This is a genomic window from Paraplanobispora siamensis (genome assembly GCF_016863175.1).
In the GTDB taxonomy this organism is placed as follows: Bacteria; Actinomycetota; Actinomycetes; order Streptosporangiales; family Streptosporangiaceae; genus Planobispora; species Planobispora siamensis.
The window spans coordinates 1-15,651 of sequence record NZ_BOOJ01000025.1 but is presented as its reverse complement, the minus strand read 5'-3'; the positions used below and the strand labels follow the sequence as shown (position 1 = coordinate 15,651).

Annotated in this window: 15 protein-coding genes; 9 read left to right on the top strand and 6 right to left on the bottom strand. The window is 71.5% G+C overall.

What is annotated here, in order from left to right; translation table 11 throughout:
* The first annotated feature begins 19 nt into the window (after positions 1–19).
* The 3 genes from Psi01_RS13695 (at position 20) to Psi01_RS13685 (ending at position 2,548) form a co-directional block, all read left to right on the top strand.
* Positions 20–796 (top strand): hypothetical protein, encoded by a 777-nt coding sequence (locus Psi01_RS13695; protein ID WP_204064378.1) that lies wholly within the window; start codon positions 20–22, stop codon positions 794–796.
* A gap of 57 nt (positions 797–853) precedes the next feature.
* Complete coding sequence (locus Psi01_RS13690; RefSeq protein ID WP_204064377.1) at positions 854–1,669, top strand: DUF3097 domain-containing protein; 816 nt, start codon at positions 854–856, stop codon at positions 1,667–1,669.
* A 72-nt stretch (positions 1,670–1,741) separates the two neighbouring features.
* Positions 1,742–2,548 (top strand): DUF4870 domain-containing protein, encoded by an 807-nt coding sequence (locus Psi01_RS13685; protein WP_204064376.1) that lies wholly within the window; start codon positions 1,742–1,744, stop codon positions 2,546–2,548.
* A 24-nt stretch (positions 2,549–2,572) separates the two neighbouring features.
* Here Psi01_RS13685 and hemW read toward each other — a convergent pair whose 3' ends face one another.
* Positions 2,573–3,787, bottom strand: coding sequence for a radical SAM family heme chaperone HemW (hemW, locus tag Psi01_RS13680; protein WP_204064375.1), 1,215 nt, complete (start codon positions 3,785–3,787; stop codon positions 2,573–2,575).
* A gap of 155 nt (positions 3,788–3,942) precedes the next feature.
* On the opposite strand from hemW, the gene Psi01_RS13675 reads away from it, so the two are divergent.
* On the top strand, positions 3,943–5,220 hold the full coding sequence (locus Psi01_RS13675; RefSeq protein ID WP_204064374.1) for a glycoside hydrolase family 18 protein: 1,278 nt from the start codon (positions 3,943–3,945) through the stop codon (positions 5,218–5,220).
* Between the two features lie 136 nt (positions 5,221–5,356).
* Here the strand turns inward: Psi01_RS13675 and lepA are convergent, their stop codons facing one another.
* The gene (lepA, locus tag Psi01_RS13670; RefSeq protein ID WP_204064373.1) at positions 5,357–7,195 is read right to left on the bottom strand and encodes a translation elongation factor 4; all 1,839 of its coding nucleotides are present in this window, start codon (positions 7,193–7,195) and stop codon (positions 5,357–5,359) included.
* A 185-nt stretch (positions 7,196–7,380) separates the two neighbouring features.
* On the opposite strand from lepA, the gene Psi01_RS13665 reads away from it, so the two are divergent.
* Positions 7,381–8,520, top strand: a complete 1,140-nt coding sequence (locus tag Psi01_RS13665; RefSeq protein ID WP_204064372.1) for a glycoside hydrolase family 18 protein — start codon at positions 7,381–7,383, stop codon at positions 8,518–8,520.
* A gap of 94 nt (positions 8,521–8,614) precedes the next feature.
* Entirely contained in the window at positions 8,615–8,887 is a 273-nt protein-coding gene (gene rpsT / locus Psi01_RS13660) for a 30S ribosomal protein S20 (protein WP_204064371.1), read from the top strand.
* A gap of 103 nt (positions 8,888–8,990) precedes the next feature.
* On the opposite strand, the gene Psi01_RS13655 is transcribed toward rpsT, so the two are convergent.
* Positions 8,991–9,479 carry a MarR family winged helix-turn-helix transcriptional regulator gene (locus Psi01_RS13655; RefSeq protein ID WP_204064370.1) on the bottom strand — a complete coding sequence of 163 codons (489 nt, stop codon included), beginning with the start codon at positions 9,477–9,479 and terminating at the stop codon, positions 8,991–8,993.
* A 169-nt stretch (positions 9,480–9,648) separates the two neighbouring features.
* On the opposite strand from Psi01_RS13655, the gene Psi01_RS13650 reads away from it, so the two are divergent.
* Both Psi01_RS13650 and Psi01_RS44560 read left to right on the top strand, forming a co-directional pair.
* Entirely contained in the window at positions 9,649–10,617 is a 969-nt protein-coding gene (locus Psi01_RS13650) for an EamA family transporter (RefSeq protein ID WP_204064369.1), read from the top strand.
* A 46-nt stretch (positions 10,618–10,663) separates the two neighbouring features.
* Positions 10,664–11,116 (top strand): RICIN domain-containing protein, encoded by a 453-nt coding sequence (locus Psi01_RS44560; RefSeq protein ID WP_373872489.1) that lies wholly within the window; start codon positions 10,664–10,666, stop codon positions 11,114–11,116.
* Here Psi01_RS44560 and Psi01_RS43310 read toward each other — a convergent pair.
* Together Psi01_RS43310 and holA are read right to left on the bottom strand one after the other, a co-directional pair.
* On the bottom strand, positions 11,100–11,267 hold the full coding sequence (locus tag Psi01_RS43310) for a hypothetical protein (RefSeq protein WP_239127623.1): 168 nt from the start codon (positions 11,265–11,267) through the stop codon (positions 11,100–11,102). The genes Psi01_RS44560 and Psi01_RS43310 overlap by 17 nt on opposite strands.
* Before the next feature lie 128 nt (positions 11,268–11,395).
* Complete coding sequence (holA, locus tag Psi01_RS13640; protein WP_239127621.1) at positions 11,396–12,367, bottom strand: DNA polymerase III subunit delta; 972 nt, start codon at positions 12,365–12,367, stop codon at positions 11,396–11,398.
* A gap of 108 nt (positions 12,368–12,475) precedes the next feature.
* Here holA and Psi01_RS13635 point away from each other — a divergent pair, with 108 nt between their 5' ends.
* Positions 12,476–12,622 carry a hypothetical protein gene (locus tag Psi01_RS13635; RefSeq protein WP_204064367.1) on the top strand — a complete coding sequence of 49 codons (147 nt, stop codon included), beginning with the start codon at positions 12,476–12,478 and terminating at the stop codon, positions 12,620–12,622.
* Positions 12,623–13,038: 416 nt separating this feature from the next.
* On the opposite strand, the gene Psi01_RS13630 is transcribed toward Psi01_RS13635, so the two are convergent.
* The gene (locus Psi01_RS13630) at positions 13,039–15,507 is read right to left on the bottom strand and encodes a ComEC/Rec2 family competence protein (protein ID WP_239127619.1); all 2,469 of its coding nucleotides are present in this window, start codon (positions 15,505–15,507) and stop codon (positions 13,039–13,041) included.
* Positions 15,508–15,651 lie beyond the last annotated feature (144 nt).

Here is a 15,651-nt window from a genome sequence, read left to right as displayed (position 1 = left end):
GGAATGCACACTTGGCCACATGTCACACAATTTCGGACCCCCCTCGGGCGGCGCCGGCTACGGCGCCCCCCAGCAGCCCCACGGCCAGCAGTACGGCAACCAGCCGTACGGAGGCCAGCAGTACGGCCAGCAGCAGCAGTACGGCCAGCAGGCCGGCGTCCCCTCCTACGGTTACGCGCCTCCCGGCGCCGCCCCTCAGGGCCCCCAGGGCCCCCAGAAGGTGAAGCCGAGCGTCGGCTGGATCGTCGGCGCCTGGATCGTCGCGGTGCTCGCCATCGTCGGCGGCGTCGCCGGTTCCGTCGGCAGCGTCTTCAACACGGTCACCGACGCGGCCCCGAGCTCCTCGGTCGGCCCCGGCGAGGTCCTGACGGTGAAGATCGACCCGGCCGACGCCTCGGACAAGCCGGCCATCTACGTCTCCGCGACCCAGGCCGTCCGCTTCGAGTGCGCCTTCCAGGAGGGCGGCCCGCAGGGCCAGCTCGCCCAGCCGAGCGTGCAGACGACCGTCACCGGCACCGACGGGGTCCCGTGGGAGCTGGGCCTGCGGGTCGGCGCCTCGCAGGCCGGCGAGTACAAGATCGTCTGCTCTCTCCCCGAGGGCGGCGACGCCCGCTTCGGCGTGGGCCAGGAGCTGGCCGCCGGCCAGTTCGCGGGCGGGATCGTCCTGTTGGTCGTGGTTCCCCTGGCGGGCTTCCTGCTGGCCGTCGTCGTGACGATCGTCGTGCTGGTCAAGCGGAGCCGCGCCCGCAAGCGCCTGGCGGCCGCCGGTGCGTGGGGCGGACCCTACGGCGGCTGACCGCCCCGTTTGCTACCGTCCAACTGATCTCTGGCGAGGAAGGACGGACGGTCGTTGATGTACGAGCGTGACGTGCTGGCGGGAAACTGGCGGCGGCCTCTCAAGGGCACGATCCCCCAGGTTCCCGCGGAGCTCGACCTGGTCGTGGAGGACGCCTCTGGCGGCTTCTGCGGAGCCGTGGTCGCCTGCGACAAGGAGGCCGTCACGCTGGAGGACCGCTTCGGGCGGCGGCGGGTGTTCCCGCTCGAGCCCGCCGCGTTCCTCCTGGAGGGCAAGGTGGTGACCCTGGTACGGCCCGCCTCCCCCCTGAAGGGGCCCAGGCGCAGCGCCTCCGGCTCCATCGCGGTGGAGGGACTGCGGGCCAGGGTGGCCAGGGAGAGCCGGATCTACGTGGAGGGCGTGCACGACGCGGCCCTCGTGGAGAAGATCTGGGGCCACGACCTGCGGGTCGAGGGCGTGGTCGTGGAGTACCTCGAAGGCGTCGACCACCTGCCCGAGATCGTCGAGGAGTTCGCGCCCGGCCCCGGGCGCCGCCTGGGAGTCCTCGTCGACCACCTGGTCGACGGCTCCAAGGAGAGCAGGATCGCCGCGCGGGTCTCCTCCCCGCACGTGCTGGTGGTCGGCCATCCGTTCGTGGACATCTGGCAGGCGGTCAAACCGCCGGTGCTGGGGATCCCCGCCTGGCCGTCCGTGCCGCGCGGCGTGCCCTGGAAGGAAGGGGTCGTCTCCGCCCTGGGGTGGAGGCTGGATCCCGCCGAGGCCTGGCAGCGCATCCTCGGCTCGGTCAGGACATATGCTGACCTGGAGCCGGAGTTGCTCGGCCCGGTCGAGGAGCTGATCGATTTTGTCACCGCCCCCGATCAGGACGACTGATCCGGCGGGCCACCAGCAGGGGTCCGAACGCACCGCGCGCCCGCGGACCCCGGACCGAGGCGAGGAGGCGGCATGAGCGACAACCCCGAGGGGACGTGGCCCGCGAACGACGACCGGACCCGTCCCACCGACCGGCCGGACGACACCCGTCCGGGTCAGGCCGGTTCCTGGTCGGGCCACAACGACCCGCCGCCCGCCCCGCCGTACTCCCACGACGGCCGGCCGGGGCAGCAGGGTCCCTACGGCGCGGGGACCGGCGGTCACCAGAGCCCGTACGGCATGGGCCCCCAGAACGGCTACGGGAACCAGAGCGGTTACGGAAGCCAGAGCGGTTACGGAAGCCAGAGCGGTTACGGAAACCAGAGCGGTTACGGAAACCAGGGAGGCTACGGCAGTCCGTACGAGGGCGGCCACCAGAGCCCCTACGGCGCGAGCCCCTACCAGAACCCGTCGGCCCCGTACTACCAGCAGGGCGGCCACGCCCCCGGTCCCTACGACCCGTACGGCCCGCCCGGGGCGTACAACCCCTACGGCCCGCCCGGGGTGCCCGGCCCGCGTCCGGGCAGCGACGACACCACCATGGCCATGCTCTCCCACCTGCTGGGCCTGCTGACCGGGTTCATCGGCCCGCTGGTGATCTATCTGGTCAAGAGGGACCAGTCGCGCTACGTGCGCGAGCAGGCGGCCGAGGCGCTCAACTTCCAGCTCACCCTGTTCGTCGCCTATGTCATCGCCATGGTGCTGGCGTTCGTGTTCATCGGCTTCCTGCTGTTCCCGGTCATCTGGATCGGGTCGCTGATCTTCATGGTCATGGCCGCCGTCGCGGCCAACCGCGGCGAGCACTATCGCTATCCGATGAACATCCGCTTCGTCAGCTGAGCCGCGCGCCGGAACCCCGGCCGGTCAGCTGACGAGGTCGCGCACCAGGCCGTCGGCCAGCAGGCGGCCGCGCAGAGTGAGCACCGCGCGGCCGCGCTTGAACGCCTCCACCTCCAGCAGGCCGTCGGCCAGCGCCCGGGCGGCCACCACCGGCCGTCCGATCTCCGCCACCGGGAACCCGTCGGACAGCCGCAGCTCCAGCATGACCCGCTCCACCGCGCGGTCCTGCGGCGTCAGCACCTCGCGCGCGTGCGCCGGGGAGACCCCCTGGGCCAGGCGCTGGGCGTAGGCCGCCGGGTGCTTGACGTTCCACCACCGGGTCCCGCCGACGTGGCTGTGCGCGCCGGGGCCGACGCCCCACCAGTCGCCGCCGGTCCAGTAGAGCATGTTGTGGCGGCAGCGGCTCTTGTCGGAGACCGCCCAGTTGGAGACCTCGTACCAGCCGAAACCCGCCTCGGCGAGCATGGAGTCGGCGATGAGATAGCGGTCGGCCGCCACGTCGTCGTCGGGCATCGGCAGCTCGCCCCGGCGGATGCGGGCGGCCAGCCGGGTGCCCTCCTCCACGATCAGCGAGTACGCCGACACATGGTCGGGACCGGCCTCGACGGCCGCCGCGAGCGAGGCCCGCCAGTCGTCGTCGCTCTCGCCGGGGGTGCTGTAGATCAGGTCCAGGTTGACGTGCTCGAACCCCGCCTGCCTGGCCTCCTGTACGGCCTGCGCCGCGCGGCCCGGCGTGTGGTGCCGCTCCAGCACCTTCAGCACGTGCTGGCGGGCGCTCTGCATGCCGAAGCTCATCCGGGTGAACCCGCCGCGCCGCAGCTCCTCCAGGCCGGCCGGGTCGACGGACTCGGGGTTGGCCTCGGTGGTGACCTCGGCGCCGGGGGCCAGGCCGAACTCCCCGTCGATCGCCTCCAGGATCCGCACCAGGTCCCGGGCGGGCAGCAGGGTCGGGGTGCCTCCGCCGAAGAACACCGTCTCGACCTGCGGCGCGGCGTCGCCGAGGAGGGCGCGCGCACGCCTGACCTCCGTCACGGCCGTGGCGGCGTAGTCCGCGTGCGAGGCGCCGGGGCCCAGCTCGGAGGCGGTGTAGGTGTTGAAGTCGCAGTAACCGCAGCGGGTCACGCAGAAGGGCACGTGGACGTAGAAGCCGAACGGCCGTTCCCCGAGGCCTTCGAGCGCGCTCTCGGGGAGCTCGCCCGAGGCGGGCGCGGGGTCGCCGTCGGGAAGTGTGGATGGCACGGCATCCAGTCTGCCGTCCCCGGCACGGTGCCCGATACCGCCATGCAGCACATCGCCGCGGGACCGTTGACGGGCAGATCGCACCGGCCTACGATCCGTGAAAACTTAAAGGAAAGTTTCCTATAAGTTATCCCCCCGAACGTGTGGAGAATCCCGTGAAGCGATTCCTCCGGCCGATGGTCGCGGCGGTCCTCGCCACCGGCCTCGCCGCCGCGGCCGCCCCGGCCACCGCCCACGCCGAGGCCCAGACCGGCCACGGCGACCGCTACAAGCGGGTCGGATACTTCATCCAGTGGGGCATCTACGGCCGCCAGTTCTTCGTCAAGGACGTCGACACCAGCGGCGCCGCCGCCAAGCTGACCCACATCAACTACGCCTTCAGCAACGTCAGCCAGGACGGTTCCTGCGTGTCCGCCGACCCCTGGGCCGACTGGCAGACGCCCATGGACGCCGCGCACAGCGTGGACGGCGTGGCCGACACCGCCGAGCAGCCGCTCAAGGGCAACCTGAACCAGCTCAAGGAGCTGAAGGCCAAGCACCCCGGCCTCAAGGTGCTGATCTCGCTCGGCGGGTGGACCGGCTCGAAGTACTTCTCCGACGCCGTCCTCACCCCCGAGAGCCGCAGCAAGCTGGCCGCCTCCTGCATCGACCTCTGGCTCAAGGGCAACCTGCCCGACCTGCCGGCCGGGACCGGCGCGGGCGTCTTCGACGGCATCGACCTCGACTGGGAGTGGCCCGGCTCCGCGGGCAACGACGGCAACGTGATCCGGCCCGAGGACAAGCAGAACTTCACGCTGTTCCTCGCCGAGCTCCGCCACCAGATGAACGAGTACGACCGCAAGAGCGAGATCACCGCCTACATCCCCGCCTCGGCGGCGAAGATCGACGCCGGCTTCGACGTCCGCGCGGTCTTCAAGAACCTGACCTTCGGCAACATCCAGGGCTACGACCTGCAGGGCTCGTGGGAGAAGGTCACCGGTCACAACGGCAACCTGTTCACCGACCCGAAGGACCCGCACGAGTTCACCTACAGCGTGGACCAGACCGTCCGCGACTACCTCAAGCGCGGCGCCCCGGCCAGGAAGATCGTGGTCGGCGTGCCCGCCTACGGCCAGGGCTGGACGGGCGTGACCGGCGGCAGGAACGGCCTGTACGGCACCAGCACCGGCCCCGCCCAGGGCAAGTGGGCCGCCGGCACCGAGGACTACAAGGACCTGGTGAACAAGCCGGGCAAGCGCTACCGCGACCTGCGCACCGGCACCACGTGGCTCTATGACGGCAACGAGTTCTGGTCCTACGACGACCCGGCGACCGTCACCCAGAAGGCGGCCTACATCCGCCTGAAGGGCCTGGGCGGCTCCATGATGTGGTCGCTCGACCAGGACGACGCCAAGGGCTCGCTCACCTCGGCGCTCTACCGCGTCCTGCGCTGACGCGACGGGGTCGCCCGGTTCCACGACGAAGGCCCGGTACGGCGCGCGCCGTACCGGGCCTGACGTGTTCGCGGCGGCCGTCTCTCCGCCCCGTCTGCTCCGCCTCGTCTGCTCCGCCTCGTCTGCTCCGCCCCGTTTACTTCTTCGCCTTGTCCGTGGAGGACTCGGTGGACAGCGCGGCGACGAAGGCCTCCTGGGGGACCTCCACCCGGCCGACCATCTTCATCCGCTTCTTGCCCTCCTTCTGCTTCTCCAGCAGCTTGCGCTTACGGGAGATGTCACCGCCGTAGCACTTGGCCAGGACGTCCTTGCGGATGGCGCGGATGTTCTCGCGGGCGATGACCCGGGCGCCGATGGCGGCCTGGATCGGCACCTCGAACTGCTGCCTGGGGATCAGCTCGCGGAGCTTCTTGGCCATCTCGACGCCGTAGCCGTACGCCTTGTCCTTGTGCACGATGGCGCTGAAGGCGTCGACCGCCTCGCCCTGGAGCAGGATGTCGACCTTGACCAGGTCGGCCTCCTGCTCCCCGAAGGGCTCGTAGTCGAGCGAGGCGTAGCCGCGCGTGCGGGACTTGAGCTGGTCGAAGAAGTCGAAGATGATCTCGCCGAGCGGCATGGTGTAGCGGATCTCGACGCGGTCCTCCGACAGGTAGTCCATGCCCTGCAGGTTGCCGCGGCGGTTCTGGCACAGTTCCATGATCGCGCCGATGAACTCCGACGGGACCAGCACGGTCGCCTTCGTCACCGGCTCGAAGACCTTGTCCACCTTGCCGGTGGGGAACTCCGAGGGGTTGGTGACGGTGACCTCCTTGCCGTCCTCCATGATGACCCGGTAGACCACGTTCGGCGCGGTGGAGATCAGCGAGAGGTTGAACTCGCGCTCCAGGCGCTCGCGGACGATCTCCATGTGGAGCAGGCCGAGGAAGCCGCAGCGGAAGCCGAAGCCCAGGGCCGCGGAGGTCTCCGGCTCGTAGACCAGGGCGGCGTCGTTGAGCTGGAGCTTGTCCAGAGCCTCGCGGAGCTCGGGGTAGTCGTCGCCGTCGACGGGGTACAGGCCGGAGAAGACCATCGGCTTGGGGTGCTCGTAGCCGCCCAGCGGCTCGGTGGCCGAGCGCGCGACGGAGGTGACGGTGTCACCGACCCGCGACTGGCGCACGTCCTTCACGCCGGTGATCAGGTAACCCACCTCGCCGACGCCGAGGCCCTTGTCGGCGATCTTCGGCTCCGGCGAGATGACGCCGATCTCCAGCGTCTCGTGGGCCGCGCCGGTGGACATCATCAGGATGCGCTCGCGCTTGCCCAGGTGGCCGTCCATGACCCGGACGTAGGTGATCACACCTCGGTAGGTGTCGTAGACCGAGTCGAAGATCAGCGCGCGGGCGGGGGCCTCGGCCTGGCCGACCGGGGCCGGGATGTTCGCGACCACGTGGTCCAGCAGCTCGCGGACGCCGACGCCGGTCTTGCCGGAGACCTTCAGCACGTCCTCGGGCTCGCAGCCGATGAGGTGGGCGAGCTCGGCGGCGTACTTCTCCGGCTGGGCGGCGGGCAGGTCGATCTTGTTGAGCACCGGGATGATCGTCAGATCGGCGTTCATCGCCAGATAGAGGTTGGCCAGGGTCTGCGCCTCGATGCCCTGGGCCGCGTCGACCAGCAGGATCGCGCCCTCACACGCCTGGAGCGACCGGGAGACCTCGTAGGTGAAGTCGACGTGCCCGGGGGTGTCGATCATGTTGAGCACGTAGTCGGTCTCGCCGACCTTCCACGGCAGCCGGACCGCCTGCGACTTGATCGTGATGCCGCGTTCGCGCTCGATGTCCATGCGGTCGAGGTACTGGGCACGCATGGAACGGTCGTCGACCACGCCGGTGATCTGCAGCATGCGGTCGGCAAGCGTGGACTTGCCGTGGTCGATGTGCGCGATGATGCAGAAATTGCGGATCACCGCGGGATCGGTCTGGCCAGGCTGAATGCGCACCGGTGTCCGTTTCGACGGGATTGACGTGATCAGGAGCTGGTAAATCCAGCCGTCTTCCTAGCAAGTTTACCGAGAGGGCCGATGTCCTCATCCCGGCGGGGAAACCGGAAGGGGTGGCATCCCCGCGGACGGCGGCCCCGGAGCGACGTTGACAAAGCGCTCGGATCCCGGTGAATCATGTCCGGATGACGAAGAGGATCACGGTCCGGCGCGCCCTGCGAGGAGTCGCGGGGGTGGTGGCCGCACTCCTCGCGATCCCCGCGATGACCGCCGCCTTCTTCCTGCTGGAGTTCACCGGGACGCCCGGACCCCGGACCGGGAGCACCGGCCACGACGCGATGTGGCTGGGCCACGCCTGGGTGGACGGCCGCAAGACCGAGGCCGACGTGAAGGCGATGGCCGTACGGCTGCGCGGGACCGGGATCAGGGACGTCTACGTCCATGCCGGCCCGTTCGAGTTCAGCGGGAGGCTCCGCCCGGAGAAGTATCCCAACGCCAGAGACTTCCTGAAGTGGTGGAAGGCCGAGCTGCCGCAGGTCCGCGTCTCCGCCTGGCTGGGCCAGAAGGTCGACCACGGCCTCGACCTCGGCGACCCCGCCTCCCGGCGGCGCGTGCTCGACGGCGTGCGGGACATCATGGCCGCCGGGTTCGACGGCGTGCACTACAACTTCGAGCCGATCACCAGTGGCGACCCGGGTTTCCTCGACCTGCTGGACCGGACCCGCCCGCTCGTCGGCGACGGCCCGCTGTCGAGCTCGACCCCGCAGATCGAGCCGCTGCCCTTCATGCGCCCGGCCGCCCGGCTCGCCGCCGGCCACGACAAGTACTGGCTGCGCGACTACTTCCGCGAGGTCGTCGCCCGCACCGACCAGGTCGCGATCATGACCTACGACTCGTTCCTGCCGCTCGGCTCGCTGTACGGCGGCCATGTCGTACGGCAGGCCACGCTCGCCCTGGACACCGTGCCCGAGGACAAGACCCTGCTGGTGGGCGCCCCGGCCTACCACGACCACGGCGTCCCGTGGCGCGACGCCTCCGAGAGCGTCGCCGTCGCCGCCGAGGGCGCCAGGCTCGCGCTGGGCGGGCACGGGTCGCCGCGCGAGAGGTTCGGGCTGGCCCTGTACGTGGACTTCGCGGCCACCGAGGAGGACTGGGCCGAGTACCACCGTTTCTGGAACCGCCCCGGCTCCCCGCCGCCTCCCAGCGCCCTGCCCTCTGCGGTCTCCGGCGGCGATTCGTACACTGAACGCGCGCCGTACGGCAGCGCCTCCGAGATCGGCACGGTAGACTGGAAGGGCATCCTTCTGCCCCGCCCGTCGATTTGAGCGACCACCTGGGCAGTTGGTAGCCTGTTCAACTGCGTGTGGCGCGCCCTCTCTGCCCGCGCGCCCCATCCGACGACATCACCGAGGCTTCTTCGTGGCGAACATCAAGTCCCAGATCAAGCGCAACCGGCAGAACGAGAAGGCCCGGCTGCGCAACAAGGCTGTCAAGTCGTCCCTGAAGACGGCGATCCGCAAGTTCCGCGAGGCCGCCGAGCAGGGCAACGTCGACGAGGCCATCGCGCTCCAGCGCGCCGCCTCCCGCCAGCTGGACAAGGCTGCCAGCAAGGGCGTCATCCACAAGAACCAGGCCGCCAACCGCAAGTCGGCGATCGCCCAGCGCGCCGCCGCCCTGACGGCCGCCAAGTAACCCGGTTCTTCACCGACGCCGCATCCCACCAGGGATGCGGCGTTTCGGCGTTCACGGCCCCTTCCCCCTGCCCAGAGACAAGGTCGCTCCAGGCCGCCCCAGGTCATTCCAGAGCGGCGAGCAGTTGCCTCAGCAGGCCGGCCAGACGTTCGCGGTCCTCTTCCGACAGGGCCGCCAGCGCCTCGTGCTGAGGGTGCAGCCCGGCGCCGACGACCTCGTCGATGAGCCGCAGGCCGTCCTCGGTGAGGCTGACGCGCAGCGCGCGGCGGTCGCCGGGATCGGGTGTGCGCGCGATGAGACCGGCGCTCTCCAGCCGGTCCAGCCGCCCGGTCATCCCGCCGGAGGTCAGCATGAGCGTGGCGGTCAGGGCCTTCGGTGAGAGTGTGTACGGCTCCCCGGAGCGGCGGAGCGTGGCCAGCACGTCGAACTCGCCCCTGCCGATGCCGTACCTCTCGTAGATCTCCTGGACGCGGTCTCCCATGAGGCGGGAGATCCGGTAGATCCGCCCGAAGATCCCCATCGGCGACGCCTCCAGATCGGGCCGCTCCCTGCGCCACTGCGCCACGATCCGGTCAACCGGGTCCTCTGCCATGCCTCGATCTTAGCTTGACGGCAAATAACTTAGTGCTAAGTTACTTTCTATCAAGCTTATTGAAGGAGTCATCGTGTCCTCCTCGTGCGTCTCCCCCGCGGCAGAACGAATCTCCCCCTCCGGCGGCCACGCGACCGGAAGCGGCCCTTCCCGCGCCGCTTCCCCCCACATGTCCGAAGCCGGATCCTCCTCCGCCACCCTCTCCCGCGCGCCTGGGGGCGGCGCCTCCCGGAGGGACACTCCCCCTGCCGTCCAGGCCCCCGTTCCCGCAGGCCGCAGCGCCGTCCTGCTGATCCTCGTCACGGCCCTGGCCCCTGCGGTCTGGGGCAGCACCTACCTGGTGACCACCGAGTTCCTGCCGCCGGACCGGCCGCTGCTGACCGCCCTGCTGCGCGCGCTCCCCGCCGGGCTGCTCCTGATCGCCGTGACCCGCACGCTTCCCCGGGGCGAGTGGTGGTGGCGGGCCGCGGTCCTGGGAGGGCTGAACATCGGCATGTTCTTCCCCCTGCTGTTCCTGTCGGCCTACCGGCTCCCGGGTGGCGTCGCCGCGGTGCTCGGCTCCGTCCAGCCGCTCGTCGTCGCCGGGCTCACCCGCGCCGTCCTGCACGAGACCGTTCCGCTCCGGCGCGTCACGGCCGGGGTCGCGGCCACGGTCGGCGTGTCCCTCGTGGTCCTGCGCGCCGAGGCCGCGCTCGACGTCACGGGTCTCGTCGCCGGGCTCGCCGCCGCGGCCGGCATGGCCACCGGGCTCGTCCTCACCCGCGCGTGGGGCAGGCCCGAAGGGGTCGGCGACCTGGCGCTCACCGGCTGGCAGCTCGCGGCGGGCGGGCTGATGATCGCTCCGGTCGCCTTCGCCGTGGAGGGGTGGTTCCCGCCCATGGACGCGGCGGCCGTCGGCGGTTACGTGTGGCTGGGGCTCATCGGCACCGCCGCCGCCTACACGCTGTGGTTCCGTGGCATCGGTCGCCTGCCCTCGTTCCAGGTCTCGCTGCTGGGCGCCCTGAGCCCGCTCACCGCCGCCGCCCTCGGCTGGGCCGTCCTGGGCCAGTCCCTCGGCCCCGTCCAGATCACCGGGTTCGTCCTGGCGCTGGCCGCCACCATCACCGGCCAGCTCCCGGCCCGCCGCCGGACTCCGTGATCGGCCGGGCTCCGCGGCCCTCAGCTGCTCCACACCTATGTGAACGGTGAGTGCTCGCCGAGGGGACCGGAACGCGGGTCCCAGGACCCGCTGGACCAGCGAGGAGCTCGACTGCGAGACGCGCGATCGGCAGGAAGGCGGCCATCGCCACCGTCTCCGGCGCGCTGGTGACCTCGGGTCCGGTGGCGGGGATGTCAGCCGCGGCGGCCGCCGCTCCGGCCCCGGTGCCTACACGCTCGTGAACGGCGGCAGCGGCAAGTGCCTCAACATCAAGGACAACCCCACCGCCGCCGGCGCCCTGGTCCAGCAGAACTCCTGCGACTCGGCGGCGACCAAGCAGGGCGTCGGTGATCCGGGGCTCCGGGACGATCTCCTGCTCCGGGATGCTCAGGGTCACCTCGAACAAGACCGTCCTCGGCAGCGCCGGAGCCGCCATCTCCGGGCGCGGCTTCCGGGGTGCTCGCCCGCCGGTGGACCACCGCTCAGAGGATCCTGGTGATCGGGTCGGTGCCGAGGCGGCGCAGCAGCCCGGCCGTCTGGACGGCCTCCTCCGCCTCCGGGCCGGTACGGTCGCCCGCCTCGATCGCGTCGGCGAGGGCCACCAGTTCGCGCGGGGGCAGGAACCCTCCGGACCACAGGGGGATGCTCACCTTGGGGCCGTCCGGCTCCTGCGCGTGGAGGTGGGGGACGCGCCGCCCGGTCGGACTCCATCCGCACGGCGCCGTCCTGTGGATGTGAGGCCCTCGGCCTGTCTGAAGATCCGGACCGGACACAGGCCCTAACGGCCGGTACGGCTGGCGACGATGGTCTGGATCGTGCGCTCCAGGGCGTAGGCCGGATCCGCACCGCCTCCCTTGACCTGCTCGTCGGCCGAGGCGACCGCCTGGAGCGCGCGGGCGATGCCGTCGGGTCCCCAGCCGTTGAGCTGGTTCTGAACCCGGGTGACCTGCCAGGGAGGCATGCCGAGATGGCTGGCGAGCTGTCCTCCGCGCAGGTTGCGCGGCGCGCCGCCCACCTTGGCCAGCGACCGCAGGCTCCTGGCCAGCGCGCTCACCAGCAGGACCGGCGCCGTTCCCGTCGACAGCGCCCAGCGGAGCTGTTCCAGGGCGTCGCCCAGGCGCCCCTCGACGACCGAGTCGGCGATGGTGAACCCGCTGACCTCGGCCCGCCCCCGGTGGTAACGGGCCACCGCGGCCTCGTCGATGGCCTTGCCCGGGGTGTCGAAGGCGAGCTGGCTGCACGCGGCGGCGAGCTCTCTCAGGTCACTGCCGACGGCGTCGAGCAGGGCGGCGGCCGCGTCTGCGCTGACGGTCCGCCCCAGCCGCTTCAGCTCGGCCTTGACGAAGGCGAGCCGCTCGGCCGGCTTGGTCAGCTTGGTGACGGTGACCACCCGGGCCCCGGCCTTCTTCACCCCGTCGACCAGCGCCTTGCCCTTCACCCCTCCGGGGTGCACGAGGACCAGCACGGTCTCCTCCGCCGGATGGGCCGCGTAGGAGACGATCTCGGTGATGACCTCCTTGACGAGGTCCTGGGCCGAGCGGATGACGACCACCGACCTGTCGCCGAACAGCGACGGCGAGGCCAGCCGGGTCAGCTCACCCGTCTCCACCTTCCCGCCGAGCAGGTCGTGCACCTCCGCCGCCGGGTCGGCCGCCCGCGCCGCCGCGACCACTTCGCCCACCGCGCGATCGGCCAGCAACTCCTCGTCGCCGAGTATCAGGGTCACCGGTGCCGGGTCGCTTGCCGCCATGCCGAGCAGCATGCCACGTGCCGCCCGAAGAGCCCAATCAAGTCATTCGCAATCCGACTGCAGGCGGCACGGGGCACTCTTGGAACAAGCAGAGGAGGTGACATCCACATGAAGTCCGTGACTTACCGCCACGCCTGCCCGCACTGCGGCACGACCCTCGACGAGGGCCCCATCGTGTACCGCTGCGCGCACTGCAGCCGTTCGGTCTACGCCGCCGACGTGGACACCGAGTTCCGTCAGCCTGCCGCCGCCTGACCCACCACCGGGGCAGACGAGACGGGGAAGGCCCGACGCGGGCCCGGCTACTCACGACGTCGCACGGGGCGACGTCGCACGGGGCGACGTCGCACGGGGCGACGTCGCACACGGTCAGGAGAGCGGCTCCCGCCGGATCGGTGGACTGGGACCGGTACGGCCGTCCCCCCGAGAGACCACCGAAGATCAGCCCTGCTCCCGGGACAGCCCCATCAGACGAGTGAGTCCCGGAAGCGAAGAGTCGTACGGCGACGCGTACCGGCCGCCCGGCCCACCCGTGGAGCACGTCCGTGGCCGGCCGGGTGTCGCCCGCCCAAGCTGCGCCGCACGGCGGACGAGCCTGCCCGCCACGCCGGAGCGGGCGCAAGGACAGAAGTAGACGCAGGGACAGGGACAGCGAACGGAGCCTCCGAGAGTCAGCTGATGCCCCGGGCGACGACGGCCAGGCTTCCGTCTCGGGTCACCACAGCCAGATCTCCCGACAGGTCGGTCCGATAGGTCCGCACTCCCAGCCGGTTCAGCTGGGACAGGACCGACTGGGCCGGATGGCCGTAGTCGTTCTCCCTTCCGACGCTGATCAGCGCGGCACGGGCCCCGACCCCGGCGAAGAACTCCGGATCGAACCGGGCTGATCCGTGATGCGGGACCTTGAGCACGTCGGCGGTGGGGAAACCCTGCCGCAGCAGCCGTGCCTGCGCCTCCGTCTCAATGTCACCGCTGAGCAGGGCGGTCCCGGCCGCCCAGCGCACGTGCACCACGACGCTGACATTGTTGATCTCCGTGCCCTCCCCTCCCCCGCCCTCGGGCGGAACCCCGTCGGGCGGGCTGATGACCGTGAGCTCGGAAGGGCCGAACCGCCACCGCATCCCCGGGCGTGCCGCCCACTCGGTGACCCGGCGGCGGGCGAGGTCGCCGGCCAGCTTGACGGCCTCCCTCTCCGCCCTGAGTCCCGGGCTGACCAGTACGGCGCCCACCGGACGGTCCCGGAAGACACCCTCCAGACCGCCGACGTGGTCGAAGTGCGGATGGGTCAGGACGACCAGCGGCACCTCCCTGATCTCCATGGACCGCAGACACCGATCCATCAGCACGGGATCGGGCCCGGTGTCCACCACCACCGCCCGCCCCTCCCCCGCCGCCACCAGCAACGCGTCCCCCTGCCCGACGTCGCAGGCCACCATCAGCCACCCCCGGGGCGGCCAGCGGGCCGTGACCGGCCCCGCGAGGACGGCCGCGATCAGCACTCCCGCCGTCACCGCGGCGAGAATCCAGCGCGCCCGCCGATGCCGCAGCGCCATGAAGGCGACCGGCGCGGCGACGGCCAGCAGGGCCAGACCGGCGACGCCGCCGGGCCACGGGAGCACCGCCAGCGGGAGCCCGGCCGCGTGCCGCGCGACCTCGATGATCCAGCCGGTGGCCAGGCCCGCCGGACGGACCAGAAGCCGGGCCGCCGGCATCAGCACCGGCGCGACCAGGGCGGCGGCGAATCCGAGGACGGTCGCCGGGGCGACGGCGGGACCCGCGAGGAGATTGGCGGGAACCGCCACCGGGTTGAGCTGCCCGGACATGAAGACCAGGACGGGGGTGACGGCGGCCTGCGCGGCGGCCGGGACGGCGACCGCCTCGGCGGCCCAGCGGGGCATCCGCCCGGCCATCCGGTCACGCCACCGTGGGGCGAGCAGCAGGATGCCTCCGGTGGCGCACGCCGAAAGGGTGAAGCCGGGGGAACGCGCGAGCTCGGGGTCGAACAGGATCAGCCCGAGGACGGTCGCCGACAGGGCCGCCACGCCGTCACGGGAGCGTCCGGTGCCGAGCGCCACGGCGGCGACGGTGCCCATGAGAAGGGCGCGGAGCACGCTGGGCGACGGGCGGGCGACGACGGCGAAAGCGACCATCGCGAACACCGCGAACACCGCCCTGACCGCGAGCGGCAGCCCGGCCGTCCGTGCCAGCACCACCGCGGCCCCGGCCACGATCGTCAGGTTGGTTCCGCTCACGGCCAGCAGATGGCTGAGTCCCGCCTCTTTGAAATCGGACCTGACCTGCTCGTCCATCCGGGACAGGTCGCCGGCGACCAGGCCGGGCAGCAGACCGCGCTGGGCCGGGGGCAGCACCTCCGCCGCCTCTCTCAGTCCGGCCCTGAGCTCGCCCGCGACGCCCTGCATCCAGGAGGGCCCGCTCAGGACGCGCGGCGAACCCCGCACGAGAACCGTCGCGGCGAGGAGCTCGCCGGGTTCGGCTGGAACGAACCTTCCCCTGATCTCGACCCGCTGGCTGGGCAGCAGGGGCCGCCATTCCTCTCCCGAGGCGAGCAACATCACCGGGGCTCTCACCCGCACCCGGCCCGCCGGTGTCCCGATCACCTCGATCCGCGCCGCCACCACGAAGCTCTCCCTGCGGTACGGCCCGCCGCGCTGCCTCATCTCCCGGGGGTCGCCCGTCAGCACCGCCTCCGCCGTGGCCGAGACCTGCCTCTCCACGAGGTCCGCCACGGGCCCGGTGCCGACGGCGTGCACCCGGAACGCCACGGTGGCCCCCGTCGCCGCCACACATCCCAGCACGACGACCATGACGTTCCCCCAGAGCGCGAGGAACCGCCCGCCTCCGACCTGAAACGACCACCCGCGCCAGGCCCGGAGACGCCGCGCTCTCGCGCGCGGCTCCCCGGACGGGATCGCATGGGCATGGGGTGCCCGTTGCCCGCCGGCGAGGCGGACCGCCACCGCGGTGAAGAGCGCGCCGGCCACCGCGACGACACTCACGACGACCCCGGCCGAGGCCGTACAGCCCAGCAGTATCGAGGCGGTCGCCCAGGAGGCGAGAGCGGGCGGGGCGAGCCGGAGCGCATATCCGGACGGTGAGGTCACCCGGGACGGTGAGGTCACCCGACCGGCGACTCCGTCATGAGCGGGGTCCGGTTCGTCGGACGCGCTCCGGAAGATCACCCGGCCGAGAGGGCCCCGCCGGAAAGAGGCGGGGACATCGAGCCGCCTCACGGACGGCTCCAAGGCATGAGTCCTACCCGCTTC